Below are 20,227 nucleotides of genomic sequence, written 5' to 3'. Positions count from 1 at the left end.
GAGGCTACTACTCCAAACTCCATCAGATGCAGCTCAAGTCAATGGCGATTGGGTAGAAGTAGGAAGTTTGGAAGCAGGGATGCAGGGAAGTCAGGATGTGGGAAGTATGAAGGATAGTAGTAAAAGGTGAGAAGTGGAAGGTAGAATTGAAAAAAGGTCGGATGACCGATGACGGATGCTTTGGGGAAAGGCTAATAATTGGTATCTCGTTTCTCGCTTCTTGTCTCTCGCATCTTGATCCAGTCTCATGTCTCACGTCTCATATCTAAATTAGAACTAAACCAAAAATTAATATAAAGTGAAAAAAGTACTTGTTTTGGCTTTGGCCATGTTGCCTTTGTTTGCAATTGCCCAAGAATCGGGTATAGGATTGAGGTTCGGCGAACCATTTTCCATCACCTACAAAACCTTCCTCGATGACAAAATTTCCCTAGAGGGAATGGTCGGAAGAGGTGGGCCAAACAGCGGGCAATATTATCGAAGAGATTTTGAAAACAACAGACCCAGCCCAAATGCTTTTTATGTAGGCCACAGCACCTCCAATTCTTGGTCTTTGAATTTTCGTGGTGCATACCATGAGGACTTTTCGGATGATTTCAATATCGGTTCAGGCTACTTGTTAGGCTATGTAGGTGCCGGGGTTCAGCTCCGGTCTGTTTTGGTAGATTATGCTTTTACAGATTCTTCCATTTCTCAGGCAACCTTGAGAGAAACCCGAAGGAACATGGATTTTGGCCCAGAGGCATTTGGTGGGGCAGAGTATTACTTTGACGAAGCTCCGATCAGTGTTTTTGGGGAAGTTGGTTTCTTTATGGAATTGTTGGACCGTTTTGGGCACTTTAGGCTTCAGGGAGCAATCGGAGTCAGGTATTTGTTTTGATTGGAGCTTAAAAGTTTATAGACCATAGTCGATAGATAGGACCTAACTACTCTCCCCCAAAGCTCTTCTATTTGGTTTGAAGAGTTCTTTCGTGAATAATTTTATATATGAAAAAAAAGATTGTTCTCATTTCCATCATTTTAATGGCCGGCATCGGTTTATTTGTTTTCAATAACCTGGGTGGATTCAATGATGTAAAGCTTGAGGTGACCCATTCAGAAGATTTCAATTTGATAGGAAGACATTTCAAGGGAATTCCGCAGGATGAGAAGCTTCGGATGGCATTTCAGGAAATAGAAAAAATCAAAAACGATAATCCTGAAGCAGTTTTACATACCATTTACTATGCAGAACCGGCAGGGAAATTGGACACCATGGAAGTTTTCGTAGGATTGGAATCGAAATGGATGGAAAATAAATCAGGATTTGATCAGGTTTCTTATTCAGGTAAAAATGCCATTATCGCAACTATCAAAGCCCACCGTTTTGTGATGCCCGGACCATTAAAAATCAAAAAAAAAATCATCGATTTCTCTAAAGACAATTCCTTACCTGAACCTGACGTTTTTATTGATCAGATTGTCGGACTTGATGAAATAAAAGTTATTGGGATAAACAGCAAAAAGAATCCCTGATCCCAACTTGATATTTTGAAACATTACAACCAAATAATATAGTCTCCGTCTTAGTTTTTATTCAATTATCCAAAACAGAAATCTTATGAGAAAACTACTTTCTTTATTATTGGTAGGAGCTTTGGCTTCTATTTATGCCTGTGTAGGACCAGTAGGGCCTCCGGGGATACCAGGACCTCAAGGTCCACAGGGTCAAGCAGGCGTCAACATTGTTGCTGAAGCATTTGAAGTGAATGTTAATTTTACATCTGCCAATAACTATCTGGCTGTCTTTGATTTTCAGCCGCCAATTTTTGACAGTGATGTGGTCTTGATGTATGTACGATGGGAAACAGCCAATGGCAATACAATCTGGAGAGCATTGCCTCAAACTGTACTTTTTGAGGAAGGTACTTTGATTTATAATTACGATTTCAGTAAAGCTGATTTCAGTGTGTTTTTAGAGACAAATTTTGACCCAACTCTATTGGGTTCAGATTGGACCACAAATCAAAGGTTCAGGGTGGTTGTTGTTCCGGCTGATTTTAGTTCGAGAATCGATTACAATGATTATGAAGGAGTAGTCAAAATGCTCGGACTTTCCGAAAGCGATTTTGTGAAACTAGAAGCAAGAAAATAAATTTCAAGAGCCTCCAAAATTGGAGGCTTTTTTTTGATTTTTCTATTTAGGAAATCCAACTTTTTGGTCGGACTTCAAATCAAAGGTATAGGAAAAACAAGCCCAAGAATACCTCACAGATTTTTCTGACTGCTTGGTGAAATTCACTTTTCAGACAAAGTCCAAAACAAGTTTCCATATCCTTACCTCCTAATTCAAATTGGGATTCTATATTTGCAGCATGCAATTGAAGAATGATTTATTGATCCGTGCCGCAAAAGGCGAAAAAGTAGAAAGAACACCCGTTTGGCTGATGCGTCAAGCCGGAAGGATTCTTCCTGAATACCGTGCCGTCCGTGAAAGTGTGAGTGGTTTTATTGAATTGGCTCAAACGCCTGAATTGGCAGCAGAAGTGACCTTACAGCCTGTGGATATTTTGGATGTCGATGCGGCAATTATTTTTTCAGACATATTGGTCATCCCTGAAGCGATGGGATTACCTTATGAAATGCAAGAAAAACGGGGACCATGGTTCCCCAATACTGTGAAAGATGTCTCAGATTTGAAAAAACTGAGGATTGCTGACGGTGTGGATGACCTCAGCTACGTCATCGAGGCGATCAAAATCACCAAGAAAGCATTGAATGGGCGTGTACCTTTGATTGGATTTGCGGGAGCGCCATGGACGATTTTCGCTTACATGGTCGAAGGGTCAGGAAGCAAGACTTTTTCCAAATCCAGGGCAATGCTCTATACACAACCGGAGTTTTCCCATAAACTGTTGCAGATGATTACTGACAGCACGATCAATTACCTGAAAGCGCAAGTGGCTGCAGGTGCCAATTTGGTTCAGATTTTTGACAGTTGGGCGGGGATATTGCCTCCAAACCATTACTTGGAATTTTCACTTCCCTATATCTCTCAAATCTGCGATGCCATTCAAAATGTACCGACAACGGTTTTTGCGAAAGGTGCATTTTTTGCAAGAAAAGAAATGGCTTTGTTGAACTGCAATACCATCGGTTTGGATTGGAATATGGGAATTGAAGAATCAAGGGAGTTAATTGGCCCGAACAAAACCCTTCAGGGAAATTTGGACCCTGCAGCCTTGTATGGCAGTGCCAAGGAAGTCGAGGCTGCCACCAAATCGATGATGGACCAATTCAAAGGAACAAGGCATATCGCCAACCTTGGCCATGGTGTCTATCCTGACATCGATCCCGAGATGGTGAAGGTATTTGTCCAGACTGTGAAAAGTTATTCCTAATTAGGTATCCTACCCTGATGGAAGAATCTTTTTTTACCGCAATGGACGCAATGGTTTCGCCTAGGAAGAAAAGGATTTTGAACATCTCTCCGCCGTTGTCAGTGTCTTCACTGACAACCAAATGATTTCCTTACAATAACCTTCCCTGTTTTTGGCGGAAACATCAATTCTCAATTCGCATGGTTTCGGCCAAAAACCGGAATCGCCGTTTCCGTTTCTAACCCCGAGTTGCGTTCCTTACTCGGGGCTACCCATATTTGATCCCTATGGGATCAGTGGCCATCGATATACTTAATTTTCCTCCTTTTACTCTGGGATCACTGTGGTGGTTATTTTTTTTGCCGTTGACTTTAGTTCCTACATGAAGGAAGGAACTACTAAATCCCCTACCCTAATCCTATCTCCTTTGAGCAAAAGCATGTTTTGACCAAACATCACCTTGTTGTCAAAAGTCCTGTAGGTGGCCAAGGTCTTCAAAGGTTCTTTGCCTTTTTCTGCTGTATCCTGATTGACGGTCGTCATCACACAGCGGGCACAGGGTTTTGTGATCTTAAAAACTGCATCACCAACCTTCACTTTGTGCCAAGCATCATCCTCAAAAGGATTCCCTCCCGCAAATACCAAATTGGGTCTAAACCTGTCCATGGGTACGGGATTCTCCAATCTAGTGTTGAGTTCATCCAAAGAAGTCTGCCCTATCAATAAATAGGGCATGGCGTCCGCAAAACCCACAGATTCATTGTTTACTGCATATTTTGGGGATAATTTCCTTTCAGTAGATTCCGGCATAATGACAAGGTCACATTCCATACCCAAGGTTGATGAAAACCACTTGCTTACCTTTTCATCTACAATCTGCCCAATGACCTCATCGTCCCAAATTTTAACGGATTTAAAAAACTCGGTTTGGGGCTGAAAAGGGATCTGAATACAAATACTTCTGTCATTTTTATGGAAAACCAAAAGACCGGATTCCTCCACCTCTACCTGCAGCAGTGCCATTTCAGAAAAAGTCCTTTGGGTAAGAAACATCCCCTCTTTGTCCACCAGCATCCATCTTCTGTCCAATTTCAACCCTCTTTCCTCGAGAATTGATTCTTCTAACCTGATCCCACCAAGTGACTTAATGGGATAAATATAAATGTCCTGTAAATACATGATGCTTCAAATTGGATCAAAGTACCGGTTTTGTCAAAGAATGGTTTGTTGTAATTCTAATTTAGAATCAGCAGCTTATCTCCATTCCTTGAGCCTATCCGGAATTTCCTGTGGGATAAATTTAGTAACAATATTCCTGATAGGATTCCCCTCAGCATTATTCCAAGCATAAAAAGGATTGAAAAGTTGGAATGCCACGGTGTTTTTGGAGGATTGTTGGGAGTAAAAAATCGTAGTCCCAATGCAGATCAGGAAGACTATCATCCATTTTTTCCTTTCTTGGTCTCTTTTCTTTTTATCAAAAACCTTCATGTCGCTAAGATACTGATTAGAACAAAAAAGTTGCATCAATTAAAGAAAAAACATTAACAATGAAATATGTAATTGAGGTGATGAAGAAATTTTGAAGTTGATCTCAGTTAAAATTAAAAAACTATCGTTTGTATATTTAATCAAAAGCCAACTGATCGCAAAACGCTCAAATTGGGATTTTGGAAAAACCTCTATTTACGAAAGTGTAAATTCCTGCTAAGGGTAAATAATCTAAGATAACTTTTTGAGTAAAATTTGATCAAATATAATGAGGTCAAAAACCTGCTTTCGTGTGGATTTCTTTTGAAAAAAGGGGTAATTTTTCATTCTTTTTTAGGCAAGCCAAATCCGTAGAAAAACAGGTTGAAAATTCCAGATACATGCCGACTTTTCCCTGATTTATCGAAAAGGCAAAAATAAGCCTACTCGATGGTAATATGGTACGGCCTACCATATAACCGCCGAAGAGGTTAATTTAAGTCATCAATTTTCACATTTTTAAAAAAATCGAAAAATTTTAAGTATTCGAAAAATTCAAACGTTTTCGGTTGCGAATTCTTATAGTAAAATCTCAATTATTTAACGATTAATAAAAAATACCATTATTCTGTTAACAGCCATTTGGCCAAAAGCCCCGGAGGGTAAATGTTAAAAATTGCAAAATATAATTTAAAGATTCAATTTAGGTTTGAAATCAACTACATAAACAATTTCGTTTTTTTCAAAACAACAAACCCTATGAGAAATTATTTACAAAAACTAAAGGCTCTTGCCCTCATGTCAGTACTGATGATGGTCGGTATTGCCTCGGCATTTGCTCAAGGCCGGGTAGCAACAGGAACTGTCCTGGATGCAACCTTAAAAGATCCCCTTCCGGGAGTAACAGTTCTTGTCAAAGGTACCACGCGAGGTACTACTACTGACCTAGACGGTAAATTCAAAATTGATTTACAGGACGGAGATGCCACCTTGGTGTTTTCCTTTGTTGGCTTTACGCCTCAGGAAGTAGCGATTGGAAATCAAAGTATTTTCAACATCGAATTGGCTGAGGATATCCAAAGCTTACAGGAAGCAGTCGTGATCGGTTACGGCACACAGGATAAGAAGGAAATCACTTCTGCTGTGACCAATGTTGGTTCCGAGGAATTCAACCGTGGTAACTTCCCTAATCCTACCCAATTGCTTCAAGGTAAGGTTGCGGGTCTATCAGTAACACGTGCAGGTGGTAACCCCAACTCACAGCCAACTTTGAGATTGAGGGGTATTTCCTCTTTTGGTGCAACCCAATCGCCTCTAATCGTATTGGATGGTGTTATCGGTGCTTCCATTGATGCGGTCGATCCAAATGACATTGAGTCTTTTGACGTATTAAAAGATGCCTCTGCTGCTGCCATCTATGGAACAAGAGGTTCTGCCGGTGTAATCTTGATCACTACCAAAAAAGGCTCTTCGAAAAAAGGAAGTGCAAATGTTACCATCAATACTTTTGGTGCTGCTGAAGTTCCAACCAATCTAATTCCTATTCTTTCTCCGGAAGAATTTGTGGCAAGAGGCGGAACAGATTACGGTTCAAGAACTGATTGGAGAGACGAAGTCACCCAAACTGCATTGAACGGAACTATCAATGCCTCTGTAACAGGTGGTTTTGAAAATACCAATTACTTGGCTTCTGTCAACTACCGAAATAATGACGGTATTGTAAAAGGAACCAACAGAGAAACACTGAACACCCGTTTCAACCTTAATCATGGACTTATGCAAAACAGGTTGAGAATGAATATGGGATTGGCCTACACTCAGACAAATACCAAAGATGTAAACGGTGAAGCTGTAAGGTATGCAACTATCTATAACCCGACTGCCCCGATTTTTGAAAGGGACTTCAATGCTACAGGGGAATCATCTGAGGATAGAGATACACGTTTGGCAAATGCAAACAGAGACTTTGGGGGTTATTTCCAAAGACCTTTGTTTGACTATTTCAACCCTGTTGCCTTGATCAATCAGCAGCAATTCACCAATGACATCAAGAGTGCCATCTATTCATACAGAATAGAATATGACATCAGTGACAAAGTGACCATTGCTTCCCAGTTTTCTGAAGATAGATTGACAGTGAATTCCACCCAATTTTACTCTTTTCAGGATTACAATGTTGGATTTGGACGTAGCGGTTCAGCGGGCCAAAATTTGTTCAATAACACAACAAGCATCTTGAATGGTACAATCAGATTTGAAGATGAGATTTTTGACCGAATGAATTTCACTTTATTAGGAGGTGCAGAAACTCAGATTTTCAATGCAAACGGATTTAATGCATCCTCTTCCAGATACCTTTTTGACCAAGGTGCAAACAATCTTGGCGCGGGCGGTTTGAGATTCGGACCTGGTACAGACATGGGTTCATACGCTGTGAGATCGGTTTTAAACTCAATGTTTGGAAGAGCAAACTTCAACTACAACAACACTTATTTCTTCTCAGCTTCACTAAGAGCTGAAACATTCTCAGGATTTGGTAAAGAAAACCAAACCGGTGTGTTCCCTGCTGTGACGGCAGGTGCGGATTTGACTCAGGTTTTGGATATGGGTCCTTTCAGCCAATTCAAGCCTAGAGCTTCCTTTGGTGTGGTAGGTCAGTTGCCTCCTTCTCCAACTTTGGCTTTGGGTATTTTCGGAAACGGAAACAGAATTCCTTTAGACCTATCTCAACCTATCAATTCTGTTTTTGTAGGTGTAAACCAGATTTCAAATCCTAACCCTCAGTTGAAGTGGGAAACTCTCCAAGAATTTAACTTCGGTTTGGACTATGCTTTATTGAATGGAAAAATCACCGGTACAATGGATTATTGGAGAAGAAACATCTCTGACTTGTTGTTCAACACCCAAGTTCCTGTAGGTGCTCCAAACGAGTTCGATCCAGGAAACTTCTATACTGCCACCACCATTTGGGCAAACATTGCTGATTTGTCAAGTGCAGGTTTTGAATTCTTATTGAATGTCAATAATGTAAAACTTGGTGCTGTCAATTGGACTCCTTCAGTAAACTTCACAATTTACCAAAGAACGACCATCGACAGAATCGGTGTAGGATCCATCAGCTTACCTGAAATCCGTCAGGCAACGCCAGGTTCTCCTGGACAAAACAACAACGAAATCGTTTGGAACAGAGTAGGTGATCAAATTGGTAACTTCTACGGTCCTAAATTCTTGGGCTTGACTGAAAACGGAGAATATATCCTGAGCACCGAAAGACCGGAAGAATTTGAAAATTTAGGAAACGGTCTTCCAACTGCGGACTTTGGTTTCTCTAACTCATTCTCTTACAAAAACTGGGACTTGAACTTCTTGTTAAGAGGAAGTGTCGGACACTTGATTTACAACTCCTTCAGAGGATTCTATGAAAACGCAGATGGCGCTTCAAATACCTGGAACTCAGTTGTAACCAAAAACACGCCTACCAACCCACTTGTAACCTCTACGCCTACATTCTCTGATCTTTATCTTGAAAGAGGTGATTTCGTAAGGTTAGACAACTTACAATTGGGATATAACCTTCCAATAAAATCTGCAAGTATCAGCAATTTCAGGTTATATGGTGGTGTTCAAAACCTTTTCACGATCACACAGTTTTCTGGTGTAGATCCTGAAGTGAGATGGACAGACGGAGGAAACCCATTGGCTCCGGGTATCGAAAGAAGAAATACTTATTTCGTACCTAGAATCTGGACTGCAGGTTTAACATTTACATTAAAATAACATAAACTCAAAATAAATATGTTACGATCAATTAAATCATTATTTGTTGGAGGTCTTGTGGCAATAACCATGGGATCATGCTGGGAACTGGAACAGGAAGTTCTGACAGGGGTAACTCAAGAAGATTTGGCAAATAGCCCTCGTCCTGAGTTGATTGAAGTACTGAAACAATCTGCTTATGCTGCCGTAGTGGGCAACTGGGGAGGTCACGGAGGTATGTGGAGTATCAACGAAGTATCCTCTGACCAATTGGCGATTCCACAAAAAGGTGCTGACTGGGAAGATGGTGGTATCTGGCTAAGAAACCACAGACACACTTGGGCTGTTGGTGACGGTGCCTATAACGGTGCTTGGCAATATTGCTTCAGAATCGTAGGTGAGACCAACTTATTGTTGCAGCAATATCCTGAAGTAGAAGCATTGGGAGCTGAATTGAGGATATTGAGAGCTTTGTCTTACTTATGGTTGATAGACAACTTCGGTAATGTGCCCATCATCGTGGAAACAGACAGAGGTGGAAATCCTGCTCAAAATACAAGGGCTGAGGTGTTCGCATTCATTGAAAGCAGCATTAAAGACAATGTGGAATTACTCCCAAAAACCAATATAAAGACCAATTTGAATTATTGGACTGCTCATATGATTTTGGCGAAACTGTATTTGAATGCTGAAGTTTATTTGAGCACCACTCCTGGAGTATTGGATCCTTCCAAGGCAAGATGGGCAGATGCGGAAGCTGCTTTGAATGTAATCATCAATTCAGGCCAATACAGCTTAACACCTAACTTCTTCCAAAATTTCTCAGCAACGAATGCGAATTCAACTGAGAATATGTTTACACTTCCTTATGATGCAAACAATGCCGGTGGTTTCAACATTCACCACATGACCTTCCATTATGTCAACCAAGCTACTTTCAACTTGGTAGAGCAGCCATGGAATGGTTATACAGCTTTGGAAGAATTCTACAATAGCTTTGAAGCAGGTGACTTAAGAAAAGGTTCTTTGAGAGAAGGTATCCAAAGATCTTCTACCGGAGTTGACTTGATAGATGCCTCTGCTGAACCTGGAGATCCTGATGGTCCTGTTGTGAACTTCACTCCCCAGATCAACCAATTGGCACCAAATGCCTTCAGACAAGCTGGAACAAGGATCAACAAATTTGAAATCCCTCTTGGTTCTGCAAATAGTCTAAACAATGACTTCCCTATCTTCAGATATGGTGATGTCATTTTGATGAAAGCTGAGTGTGCTTGGAGACTAGGAAGAACTGCAGATGCAATTGCATTGGTAAACCAAATCAGGGCAAGATCTTCTGCCCCTGCTTTGACCTCTATTGATGCTGACATCTTATTGGCAGAAAGAGGAAAAGAATTCTTTGCTGAAGGTCAAAGAAGATCGGATTTGATCAGATTCGGAAAATACACTGCTGCTTGGTGGGAGAAGCCTGCTTCTCAAGGTTTCAGGACTCTGTTCCCGATTCCTCAAAACCAGCTTCAGGCTAATCCTAACCTAACACAAAATCCTGGATATTAATCTGGATATTTTGATATCTCAAAAATAAAAGAAGTGCACTTAGGTGCACTTCTTTTTGATTTTATGGATACCTTCGGAATAGAAAATTGAGCAATATCCCAAATTAATCCTTTCAAAATGTCTTTGTTGACAAGTCGCTACTTCCTTATTCTTCCCCTTTTGTCATTGCTATTTTCCTGCTCTAAAAAAGAGGAAGAGAAAATGACTCTTTTTGAATTGATGGAAAAAGAGAAGACTGGGATCGACTTTAACAATAACCTAGTCTATAACGAAAAATTCAACCCTTACCTTTTTAGAAATTTTTATAACGGTGCAGGTGTAGCCTTGGGCGATATCAACAATGACGGTTTGGTAGATGTCTTTTTGGCAGGGAACCAAGAAGAAAACAAACTCTTCCTCAACAAAGGTAATTTTCAGTTTGAGGATATTACCGGAAAAGCAGGGTTAGCTTTACCGGGAATCTGGTCTACAGGAGTCAGTATGGCTGATATCAACGGTGACGGATGGCTTGACATCTACGTCTGCAAATCCGGACCTTTGGGAGGAGATCAGCGATACAATGAACTATTCATCAACAACGGTGACCTGACCTTCACCGACAAAGCAAAAGAATATGGGATCGCCGATGAGGGACTATCCCAGCACGCAGTATTTTTTGACTATGACAAAGATGGTGACCTGGACATGTACCTTCTGAATAATTCTGCAAGGTCTGTGGGTGTAAATGACCTCAGAATCGGACAGAGGGATATTAGGGATCCTTTTGGCGGGAATAAACTCTACCGAAATGACGATGGTAAATATACCGATGTAAGTGCATCTGCAGGTATTTTTGGTTCTGCCATCGGCTATGGATTGGGTGTGACAGTAGCTGACCTCAATAAGGATGGTTGGCCAGACTTGTATGTTTCAAATGATTTTTTTGAAAAAGACTACCTCTATATCAATAATGGCGACGGTACCTTCAGCGAGTCTCTCGAAGACATGATGACCGAAATCAGCATGGGTTCCATGGGTGCGGATATTGCAGACCTGGACAACGATAGTTGGCAGGACATTTTTGTCACAGAGATGCTGCCTGCATCCATGGCACGGGTAAAAACCAAAACCCCATTTGAAGAATGGGACAAGTACCAAGCCAATGTAGCTGGAGGCTATTTTCACCAATTCACAAGAAATACCCTTCAAAGAAACCTGGGTTACCAACCCAACAGTAAGCAAGTCCATTTTTCGGAAATCGGAAGACAATCCGGCGTACATGCTACGGACTGGAGTTGGGGCGCTCTGATTTTTGATACAGACAATGACGGACTCAAAGATATTTTCGTAGCCAATGGCATCGTCAAAGACCTCACAGATTTTGATTATGTTGATTATTATGTCAATAACCAGGATCTGATCGCCCAGTTTAAGCGGGACAGTATCCTGTTGACTAAGATGATTGATGAGTTTCCTTCCAATCCTCAAATGAATTTCCTTTTTCAGAATAAGGGTAATTTCAAGTTCCAAAATGTGGCAGCCGAATCAGGTATGGAGCAATTGACTTTTTCGACAGGCGCTGCTTATGCTGACCTTGACAATGACGGTGACCTTGACTTGGTGGTCAATAACCTGAACGGTGAAGTTTCCATATTCAAAAACAACAGCAGGGAAATCAACAAAAACCATTTTCTCCAATTTGATCTCAATGGTCAATTCGGGACACAAGTGACTTTATATGCTGGAAATCAGCTGTTTTTTGCGGAGCATAATCCGGTCAAAGGATATATGTCTTCCGTGGATCATAAACTCCATTTTGGTCTTGGACAAGTGACAAAAATTGATTCCGTCAACGTACTTTGGCCAAATGGGAAAACCACAAAATTAAAAGATGCTGAAGTAGATCAGCTGCTAGTATTGGATCCTTCCTTAGCAACCGAAGATTGGAAATCTGTAAAGCCGGTTTCGAAGCCACTCCTCCTAACCTCTTCCATCAAGCTTCCTTGGAAGCATCGCGAAAGTGATTTTATAGATTTTGACAGGGACAGGCTGCGGTTTCATATGATTTCCAATGAAGGTCCAAAAATGGCTGTAGGAGATATCAACAGTGATGGGCTTGACGACCTTTTCCTTCCTGGTGCCAAAGGGCAAGCCTCCTCTATTTTTATCCAAAATCCCTCTGGAGATTTTCAAATCCATCAAAAATTCGAAGCAGATTCTGTAGCCGAAGATGTAGACGGATTGTTTTTTGATGCAGATGGAGATGGGGATTTGGACCTATATGTGGTGAGCGGGAGCCTTGAATTCAGTGCTTTCAACATGAATTACCAGGACAGACTTTACCTTAACAATGGCCGGGGAAATTTCACCAAAACAAAAGAAAGTCTTCCTATGGTATTCCAAAGCTCCTCTTTTGCGAAGGCTTTTGACTACAACGGAGATGGAAAAATGGACCTTTTGATAGGAACGAGGACAGTTCCTTTTGCTTATGGCGTACCGGGCGATGTAACGTTTCTGGAAAATCAGGGAAATGCAGTTTTTGTCGATAAAACCCTTGAATTGGCTCCTGAATTCAAAAATATTGGAATGACAAGGGATGCCTGGATTGGGGATCTGGATGAAGATGGGATAGCTGAAATCCTGATCTCCGGCGAATGGATGCCTCTCAAGGTCTTTAAAAAAACAAATGGAAAATATACCGACGCCTCTTCTGCGTTTGGATTTGACAAAACCGGGGGTCTTTGGAATACCCTCCTTGTAGCTGACATCAATGGAGACGGATTGCCGGATATTCTGGCGGGAAATTCGGGAACCAATACACGTCTCCAAGCTTCTCCTGAAAAACCCCTGCAATTACAAATCAATGACTACGACCAAAACGGAAGTATAGAGCAAATCATAACACAATATGAAGGTGACAGCACTTATCCTTTGGTGTTGAAATCCACCTTGATCAAGCAATTGCCTGCCTTGCGAAAGCAATTGTTGACTTATGATGCTTACAAAAACAAAAGACTTGAGGATTTATTTCCACAGGAGATATTGTCCCGAAACATGGTCTTGGACGTACATACTTTAGAGACAAGCCTGTTTATAAATAAGGGAAATGGTACATTTGCAAAAGTATTTATGCCCTACCCCATCCAAAGCAGTCCAGTATATGCCATTCATTTCTTCAAGGATGAATCAGGAAAAACCAACTTACTGTTCGGCGGAAACCAGAGCCGGATCAAACCTGAGTTGGGAATCAATATGGGAAGCTTTGGCTGGCATCTGACAGGAACCAATGAAAAAGACCTCCACATAATTCCCTCCTTTGAATCCGGATTCTTCGTCCGAGGAGAAATAAGGGATATCAAAAGTATCAAAACTTCAAATGGAATCCGGATTGTAGTGAGTAGGAATAATGATGTACCGGGGGTTTGGGAAATGGTGAAATGAGCCAGTAATAGTAAAAGGTAAAAGAATAAAAATCACCTCAGAACACACTGAGGACTCAGAGAAAATGGAGGAAGGAAGACCACGCAGTGGTCAAATCTCGGTAGTATAGATGGGAAAAGAAAAGATTCGATTTTTGGCCGAAGTAATCCCAAAACCGAATTTGCTTCCCGCCAAAAACAAAAGAGAGTTGAGGGTGGAGAAAAAAAATCACCTCAGAACACACTGAGGACTTAGAGGAAATGGAGGAAGAGGGTGAGAAGAGAAAAGAAAAAGGTGAGAGTTGGGCTAACCTTTGAGGTCTTTTTTAGACCTTGAAGGTTTGGGTTAGGATAAGAAAGATGACCGACACCAAAGATTCAAAAAGGGAAGAATAAAATTTAGAAAAAAAAGTAAATGATCAGAGTATTTATGTTGCTATTCGCATTGAGTTTGGTGCTGTCATGCAAACCCAAAACAGAATATGACTTGGTAAAAGAAAGAGAACTTGCTTCAGGCAAGGTGGTGGAAGAACTTTTTCTCGACATCAAGTTTGGAATGGGAAGGAAGGAGTTTTTTGGCACCTGTTGGGAACACAACAAGAATGGCGTTTTGATCAATGGCAACCATTACCTTCAGATTCAATACAAACCGGTCATGCCTTCAGGAAAAAATGGTGAAATGAACTTTTATCCTGAGTTTGAGGACGACAAGCTTTTTTTTATGCCAATAGAGTTTGTTTATCCTCAATGGTTTCCCGGTAATGAAGAATTCTCCAATGAAAAATTGATCGTCGATGTGGTCGCTCTTTTGGAAACCTGGTACGGTGATGGATTCTTTGAAGTAGCCAACAAAGACAAATCCGTCAGTGCCATGGTCAAAATTGATGGCAACAGATTGATCCGCGTTTTTAAAAAAAATATCAATACAGTTCGGGTTGAAATCCTAGATCTCCGTGTCAAGGATGTGGCCGAAATGACAAAAAAAGTAGCCGATGCGTCTTAATAAATCCATCTATATTTCCTTTTTCATTACAGGAATCATTGCATCCTGTAAAGCACCTGAAGGAGAAAAAAAGGAAACCCTATTCCAAAAAATAGAATCCTCCGCTTCGGGGGTGACCTTTAGAAACGACCTTCCCTTTGACGAGAAGTTCAATATTTTCACCTACCGAAACTTCTACAATGGTGGTGGAGTAGCCATGGGAGATGTCAACAATGACGGACTCATAGACTTGTATTTGACTTCCAATCTGGGAGAAAACAAGCTCTACTTGAATGAAGGTGATTTCAAGTTCAAAGATATAACAGCGACTGCGGGAGTTGCCGGTACGCGGGCTTGGAGTACGGGGGTGGCAATGGCTGATGTCAATGGTGATGGATTGTTGGATATTTATGTCTGTAATTCGGGTGATATCGCAGGTGATAACAAACAAAACGAGCTATTTATCAATAACGGGGATGGTACTTTCAGCGAAAAAGCGGAAGCATTTGGACTCGCGGATCAGGGATATTCTACGCATGCGGTGTTTTTTGACTATGACAATGACGGGGACCTTGACGTCTATCTGCTCAACAACAGTTATCAATCCATCGGCAGCTTCAACAAGATGCAAAATGAAAGACCGAAAAGAGATCCTGTTGGAGGAGATAAATTGTTCAGAAATGACGGGGAAAAATTTACCGATGTGTCTGAGCCTGCAGGGATTTATGGAAGTTTGATTGGTTTTGGATTGGGTATCACTATTGGTGATGTCAATCAGGACGGATGGATGGATATTTTTATTTCCAATGATTTCTTCGAAAGGGACTACCTCTACATCAATAATCAGGACGGGACTTTTACAGAAAGTCTAACCTCTTACATGCGTGCCATTTCAGCAGCATCTATGGGTGCCGACATCGCTGACATCAACAATGATGGATATTTGGACATGTTTGTGACCGAGATGCTTCCTGAGCCTTCTGAACGGCTCAAACAGATTACGACTTTTGAAAGCTATGATAAATTCCAATTCAACGTTGAGCATGATTACCATTACCAATACACAAGAAACATGTTCCATATCAACAATGGTGACGGCTCTTTCTCAGAAATGGGACGATTGGCCAATGTGGAAGCGACGGATTGGAGCTGGGCAGCCTTGATGTTTGACATGGACAATGACGGATTAAAAGACATTTTCGTTGCCAACGGCATTTACAAAGACCTGACAGACTTGGATTACCTCAATTTTATCGACAATGACGAAACCAAGAGGAAAATCATCAGCAAAACAGGTGTGGATTACAAAGCCTTGGTAGATCCGATGCCCATCAATCCTATTTCAAATTATGCTTTCAAAAACAAAGGAGACCTTGTTTTTGAAAATGTCATCCATGAATGGGGAATGGGGGATCCAATCCACTCCAATGGGTCTGCATACGGCGACCTTGACAATGACGGCGCGATGGACCTTGTCATCAACAACGTCAACAATGAGGCGTTGATATATAGAAACAGAACGAAAGAACTGGAACCTGAAAATCATTTTCTCAAAATCCAACTTTACGGAAAGGATAAAAATACGGCAGCCATCGGCACCCAAGTGAGGCTATTGGCAGGAGACAAAGTTTTTTATCAGGAACAAATGCCCAACCGTGGATTCCAATCTTCTGTGGATCCAAGGCTGAATTTCGGTTTGGGAAAAATAAACAGACTCGATGAAGTTCAGGTAAGATGGCCGGACGGAAAAATCACCTTACTTAATGATGTGACTTCCGATTCCACTTTGGTTTTGAAATGGGAAGATGCTAAAGATGCCGAAGCAGGATTTGTTTTTTTTGAGAAACCAAGCAATCAGATTTTCTCGAAGGTAGACCCAAATACCATTTTGGATTTTACACATCAGGAAAACCTCATGGTGGATTTTGACCGGGATAGGCTGACTTACCACATGATCTCTACCGAAGGGCCAAAAGCCATTTGGGGAGATGTCAACGGTGATGGTTTGGAGGACGTCTTTATCGGTGGTGCTAAAGGATATGGTGGAAAGTTATTTATCCAAAATGTGAATGGGAGTTTCAGGGCTACAAACCAAGATCTATTTGAAGAAGATAAGTTTTCTGAAGATAGAAACGGGGTTTTCTTCGATGCCAATGGAGATGGAAGCCTTGATTTGGTGGTAGCATCAGGAGGCAATGAATCAGGATTCGGTTCACCGGATTTGGCGGACAGGCTTTATCTGAATGATGGTAAGGGAAATTTCTCCAAATCCGAAAACAGTGGGCTTCAGTTTTTGACAAATAGTACTTCTGTCATCAGAACTTTGGATATCAACGGAGATGGTGCAATGGATCTTTTTGCAGGATCGAGATTGGTACCTTTCGTCTATGGGGTAAACCCAAATTCAGCGATTATGGTCAATGATGGCAAAGGAAACTTCACCGATGGAACTGCCCAATATGCACCTCAACTGAAAGAAATTGGAATGGTAACCGATGCAGCGGTCGTCGATTACGATGGCGATGGAAAAATGGATCTGGTGATAGTAGGAGAATGGATGGCACCGACATTTTTTAGAAACACGGGAGGCAAGCTGGAAAAAATTGAGATGCCCGAGATGGAAAACTTCAAGGGATGGTATCAGGCGATTGTTGTCGGGGATTTTAATAACGACAGCAAACCAGATTTTGCTTTGGCAAACCATGGATTGAATACCCGATTCAAAGCTTCTGTAGAAAGTCCCATCCGGATGTTTGTCAATGACTTTGACCAAAACGGATCTGTGGAACACGTCTATGTCAAAAAGCAGGGAGAAAAACATGTGCCATTTACCCTAAAACACCAACTTGAGGGTCAAATACCTGCAATCAAAAAGAGATACCTCAAATACAGCGCTTATAACAATCAGACTTTGGAGGATATTTTCACACCTGAAGAAATCAACAAAGCAGTTGTGAAAGAAGTGAATTTCCTTGCTTCGGCGATCTTGATGAACCAAGGAAACGGGAAATTTGAAGTGAAATCCTTACCACGATATGCGCAGCGCTCATGGATGTATGTAATTTTGAGTGCAGATATTAATGGAGATGGCAATCAGGATATCATCATGGGTGGAAATCTTCGGGGCGCCAAGCCGGAAGTCGGGCAATATGACGGAAGCTATGGAGAAGTCCTGATTGGTAAAGGAGACGGAACGTTTGATTATTGGCAGAACAGAGAGCATGGTCTGAAACTGGAAGGTGAAATCAGGGATTTAAAAATCCTTGACCTTAAAGGTAAAAAGGTCTTGATGGTGGTAAAAAGCAATGAAGCGGTGGAGTTTTGGAAAATAGAGAAATGATTTTTCCCACAAAGACGCAAAGACACAAAGATTTGAAGGTTGAAAATCTTGACTTGAAACCATCGCCCTATTTAATAATAGGATTATTATATGTCATTTTATTTGGATTTTTTTCTTGCTCCCAACCCCAAGAGGACACACTTTTCAGACTTTTAGACTCCAAAGAAACAGGCATTGATTTTAGTAATAAACTTGTTTCCTCCGAGGAGATGAACATACTGGAATACCTGTATTTCTATAACGGAGGAGGGGTAGCTACAGGAGACATCAACAATGACGGTTTGGTGGACCTCTACTTCACATCAAACCAAGGCGAAAATAAATTATTCCTCAATAAAGGCAATTTCAAATTTGAAGACATTACCCAAAATGCAGAGGTTACAGGTGACGGTGGTTGGTCCACAGGTGTCACCATGGCCGATGTCAACGGCGATGGATTCTTGGATATTTATGTGGCGCAGGTAGGGGATTACAAAGGATTGGCCGGAAAAAACAAGCTCTATATCAACAACGGTGATTTGACTTTCTCCGAAAAAGGCGCAACATACGGAGTGGATTTTGTGGGTTTCTCTACCCATTCCTTGTTTTTTGACTATGATCAGGACGGAGATATTGACCTATACCTTCTCAACCATTCGATCAAAAAGCCCGAAGTTTTTGCAAATGCCGACACCAAATTCACCAATCAGGATGAAAAGGGAGGAGACAAACTTTTCAAAAATCTTTTGGCAGAAGGTGAAAACAGGATGGTTGAAGTGACCGAAGAAGCAGGAATCCTTTCAAGCAGCCTGGGTTTTGGATTGGGTGTAGGTATGGCTGACATCAATGGGGATGGTTGGATGGACTTATATGTTTCCAATGATTTTACCGAAGATGATTACCTCTATATCAATCAGGCTGATGGAACCTTCAAAGAATCCTTAAAGGAATATATCTCCAATACCAGTCGGTACAGCATGGGAAATGACCTGGGGGACATTAATAATGATGGCTTGTCGGACATTTTCACCACAGACATGCTTCCATCCGATCCACAGATATGGATGAAATCCGTCGGAGAAGACAAGCAGGAAGTATTTGATGTCAAAAAGCGTCTCGGCTACGGCGACCAATATGTCCGAAACCACCTCCAACTCAACCGCGGTGACGGAAGATTCAGTGAAATAGGCCTTTTGACCAATACCTTTGCCACAGATTGGAGCTGGTCTCCTCTGATTTTTGATATGGATAATGACGGCAAAAAAGACATTCACATCACCAACGGCATTGTCAAGCGACCAAATGACCTGGACTTTGTCCAATACAGTCAAGAACCAAGTCCGGGCTTGAGCGAAAAAGAAATCCAAAAGAAACTGATTGACATGTTGCCTACCGTCAAGCTTTCAAATTTTTCCTTCCGTAATGAAGGTAATCTGAAATTTACCAACATGGTGAAAGAGTGGGGTTTGGACCAACTCTCCTACTCCAACGGATCAACTTACGCAGATTTGGACAATGACGGTGATTTGGATTTAGTAGTCAATAATACCGATCAGGAAGCTTTTGTGTATCAAAACCTGAGCAGCGAAAAACTGAAAAACCATTTTATCCAATTTGACCTGAAAGGTGAAAAACTTAATCCATTCGGGATCGGGGCACAGGTCTTTGTACATAGTGGGGAAGAAATATTTCACCAAACGCTGAGCACTTCCCGTGGATTCCAATCAGGGACGTCCACAACTTTGACTTTTGGTTTGGGAAAAAATTCTGCTGTGGATTCTGTCGCAGTTGTCTGGAATGCCACAGATAAAGAAATTTTCCGAAACCTTGCCGTCAATAAAAGACATCTATTGGAAAAAGGAAAAGGTATAAAATCTTCAAATTCGATTCCTGTCTCCACTTCGATTTTGGAAGTAAGGGATTTCGGTATTGATTGGACCCATGAAGAAAATCTTGATTTTGATGATTTCAGAAGAGAGTATTTGATCCCTAGGAAGTATTCGACAGAAGGCCCTGCATTGGCTGTCGGTGATGTAAACGGAGATGGCTTGGAGGACATTTTCTTCGGTGGGGCCAAAGGGCAGGCCGGTGTTTTTTATTTTCAGACTAAAGATGCAAAGTTTGAAAAAAGCATTCAGCCCATCTTTGACAAGCTGAATATGGCAGAGGATGTGGTCGCAATTCTGGAGGATTTTAACAAGGACGGCACTTTGGACCTTTATGTGGGAAGTGGCGGTAACGAATCTACAAGAAAGGAATTTTTCAACTTTGACAGGCTTTTCCTGAACGATGGCAAGGGAAATTTTTTCTTTTCAATGAATTCGCTACCTCCTATTGCTGAAAATACCTCGACTCTCGCCGTCCACGATGTCAATGAAGACGGTGC

General features: G+C 41.3%; 12 protein-coding genes. 10 read left to right on the top strand and 2 right to left on the bottom strand.

Annotation, left to right across the window (positions count from 1 at the left end):
* The first annotated feature begins 298 nt into the window (after nt 1-298).
* The 4 genes from ACZFYI_RS03470 to hemE all read left to right on the top strand — a co-directional run bounded on the left by ACZFYI_RS03470 (nt 299) and on the right by hemE (nt 3,380).
* Nucleotides 299-880 carry a hypothetical protein gene (locus ACZFYI_RS03470; protein ID WP_462522734.1) on the top strand — a complete coding sequence of 194 codons (582 nt, stop codon included), beginning with the start codon at nt 299-301 and terminating at the stop codon, nt 878-880.
* A gap of 107 nt (nt 881-987) precedes the next feature.
* Nucleotides 988-1,515, top strand: coding sequence for a hypothetical protein (locus tag ACZFYI_RS03465; protein WP_462522733.1), 528 nt, complete (start codon nt 988-990; stop codon nt 1,513-1,515).
* Between the two features lie 85 nt (nt 1,516-1,600).
* Nucleotides 1,601-2,134: a hypothetical protein gene (locus ACZFYI_RS03460; RefSeq protein WP_462522732.1), complete on the top strand. Its 534-nt coding sequence runs from the start codon at nt 1,601-1,603 to the stop codon at nt 2,132-2,134.
* Nucleotides 2,135-2,354: 220 nt separating this feature from the next.
* Nucleotides 2,355-3,380, top strand: a complete 1,026-nt coding sequence (gene hemE / locus ACZFYI_RS03455; protein ID WP_462522731.1) for a uroporphyrinogen decarboxylase — start codon at nt 2,355-2,357, stop codon at nt 3,378-3,380.
* Between the two features lie 357 nt (nt 3,381-3,737).
* Here hemE and ACZFYI_RS03450 read toward each other — a convergent pair whose 3' ends face one another.
* A complete protein-coding gene (locus ACZFYI_RS03450; RefSeq protein WP_462522730.1) occupies nt 3,738-4,538 on the bottom strand; it encodes an MOSC domain-containing protein in 801 nt (266 codons plus the stop codon).
* A 75-nt stretch (nt 4,539-4,613) separates the two neighbouring features.
* Nucleotides 4,614-4,850, bottom strand: coding sequence for a hypothetical protein (locus ACZFYI_RS03445; protein ID WP_462522729.1), 237 nt, complete (start codon nt 4,848-4,850; stop codon nt 4,614-4,616).
* A gap of 738 nt (nt 4,851-5,588) precedes the next feature.
* Between ACZFYI_RS03445 and ACZFYI_RS03440 the strand changes: the two genes are divergently transcribed.
* The 6 genes from ACZFYI_RS03440 to ACZFYI_RS03415 form a co-directional block, all read left to right on the top strand.
* The gene (locus ACZFYI_RS03440) at nt 5,589-8,606 is read left to right on the top strand and encodes a SusC/RagA family TonB-linked outer membrane protein (protein ID WP_462522728.1); all 3,018 of its coding nucleotides are present in this window, start codon (nt 5,589-5,591) and stop codon (nt 8,604-8,606) included.
* A gap of 69 nt (nt 8,607-8,675) precedes the next feature.
* Nucleotides 8,676-10,142 carry a RagB/SusD family nutrient uptake outer membrane protein gene (locus ACZFYI_RS03435; protein ID WP_462522727.1) on the top strand — a complete coding sequence of 489 codons (1,467 nt, stop codon included), beginning with the start codon at nt 8,676-8,678 and terminating at the stop codon, nt 10,140-10,142.
* 117 nt (nt 10,143-10,259) lie between these two features.
* Nucleotides 10,260-13,562, top strand: a complete 3,303-nt coding sequence (locus tag ACZFYI_RS03430) for a VCBS repeat-containing protein (RefSeq protein ID WP_462522726.1) — start codon at nt 10,260-10,262, stop codon at nt 13,560-13,562.
* A gap of 393 nt (nt 13,563-13,955) precedes the next feature.
* Nucleotides 13,956-14,543: a hypothetical protein gene (locus ACZFYI_RS03425; RefSeq protein WP_462522725.1), complete on the top strand. Its 588-nt coding sequence runs from the start codon at nt 13,956-13,958 to the stop codon at nt 14,541-14,543.
* Nucleotides 14,533-17,862 carry a VCBS repeat-containing protein gene (locus ACZFYI_RS03420; RefSeq protein WP_462522724.1) on the top strand — a complete coding sequence of 1,110 codons (3,330 nt, stop codon included), beginning with the start codon at nt 14,533-14,535 and terminating at the stop codon, nt 17,860-17,862. Before ACZFYI_RS03425 ends, ACZFYI_RS03420 begins: the two co-directional genes overlap by 11 nt.
* A partial coding sequence (locus tag ACZFYI_RS03415) for a VCBS repeat-containing protein (RefSeq protein WP_462522723.1) occupies nt 17,859-20,227 on the top strand: 2,369 nt, incomplete at its 3' end. The genes ACZFYI_RS03420 and ACZFYI_RS03415, both read left to right, overlap by 4 nt.

Source organism: Aquiflexum sp. (assembly GCF_977115555.1).
The sequence above is the reverse complement of the archived record's forward strand: the minus strand, read 5'-3'. Positions and strand labels throughout refer to the sequence as shown.

Bases quoted from the DNA above. Each gene is read 5' to 3' on its own strand.
- ACZFYI_RS03440 (WP_462522728.1), top strand. From the start codon at position 5,589: ATGAGAAATTATTTACAAAAACTAAAGGCTCTTGCCCTCATGTCAGTA.
- ACZFYI_RS03425 (WP_462522725.1), top strand. From the start codon at position 13,956: ATGATCAGAGTATTTATGTTGCTATTCGCATTGAGTTTGGTGCTGTCA.
- ACZFYI_RS03445 (WP_462522729.1), bottom strand. From the start codon at position 4,850: ATGAAGGTTTTTGATAAAAAGAAAAGAGACCAAGAAAGGAAAAAATGG.
- ACZFYI_RS03465 (WP_462522733.1), top strand. From the start codon at position 988: ATGAAAAAAAAGATTGTTCTCATTTCCATCATTTTAATGGCCGGCATC.
- ACZFYI_RS03420 (WP_462522724.1), top strand. From the start codon at position 14,533: ATGCGTCTTAATAAATCCATCTATATTTCCTTTTTCATTACAGGAATC.
- ACZFYI_RS03460 (WP_462522732.1), top strand. From the start codon at position 1,601: ATGAGAAAACTACTTTCTTTATTATTGGTAGGAGCTTTGGCTTCTATT.
- ACZFYI_RS03435 (WP_462522727.1), top strand. From the start codon at position 8,676: ATGGGATCATGCTGGGAACTGGAACAGGAAGTTCTGACAGGGGTAACT.
- ACZFYI_RS03450 (WP_462522730.1), bottom strand. From the start codon at position 4,538: ATGTATTTACAGGACATTTATATTTATCCCATTAAGTCACTTGGTGGG.
- ACZFYI_RS03430 (WP_462522726.1), top strand. From the start codon at position 10,260: ATGTCTTTGTTGACAAGTCGCTACTTCCTTATTCTTCCCCTTTTGTCA.
- hemE (WP_462522731.1), top strand. From the start codon at position 2,355: ATGCAATTGAAGAATGATTTATTGATCCGTGCCGCAAAAGGCGAAAAA.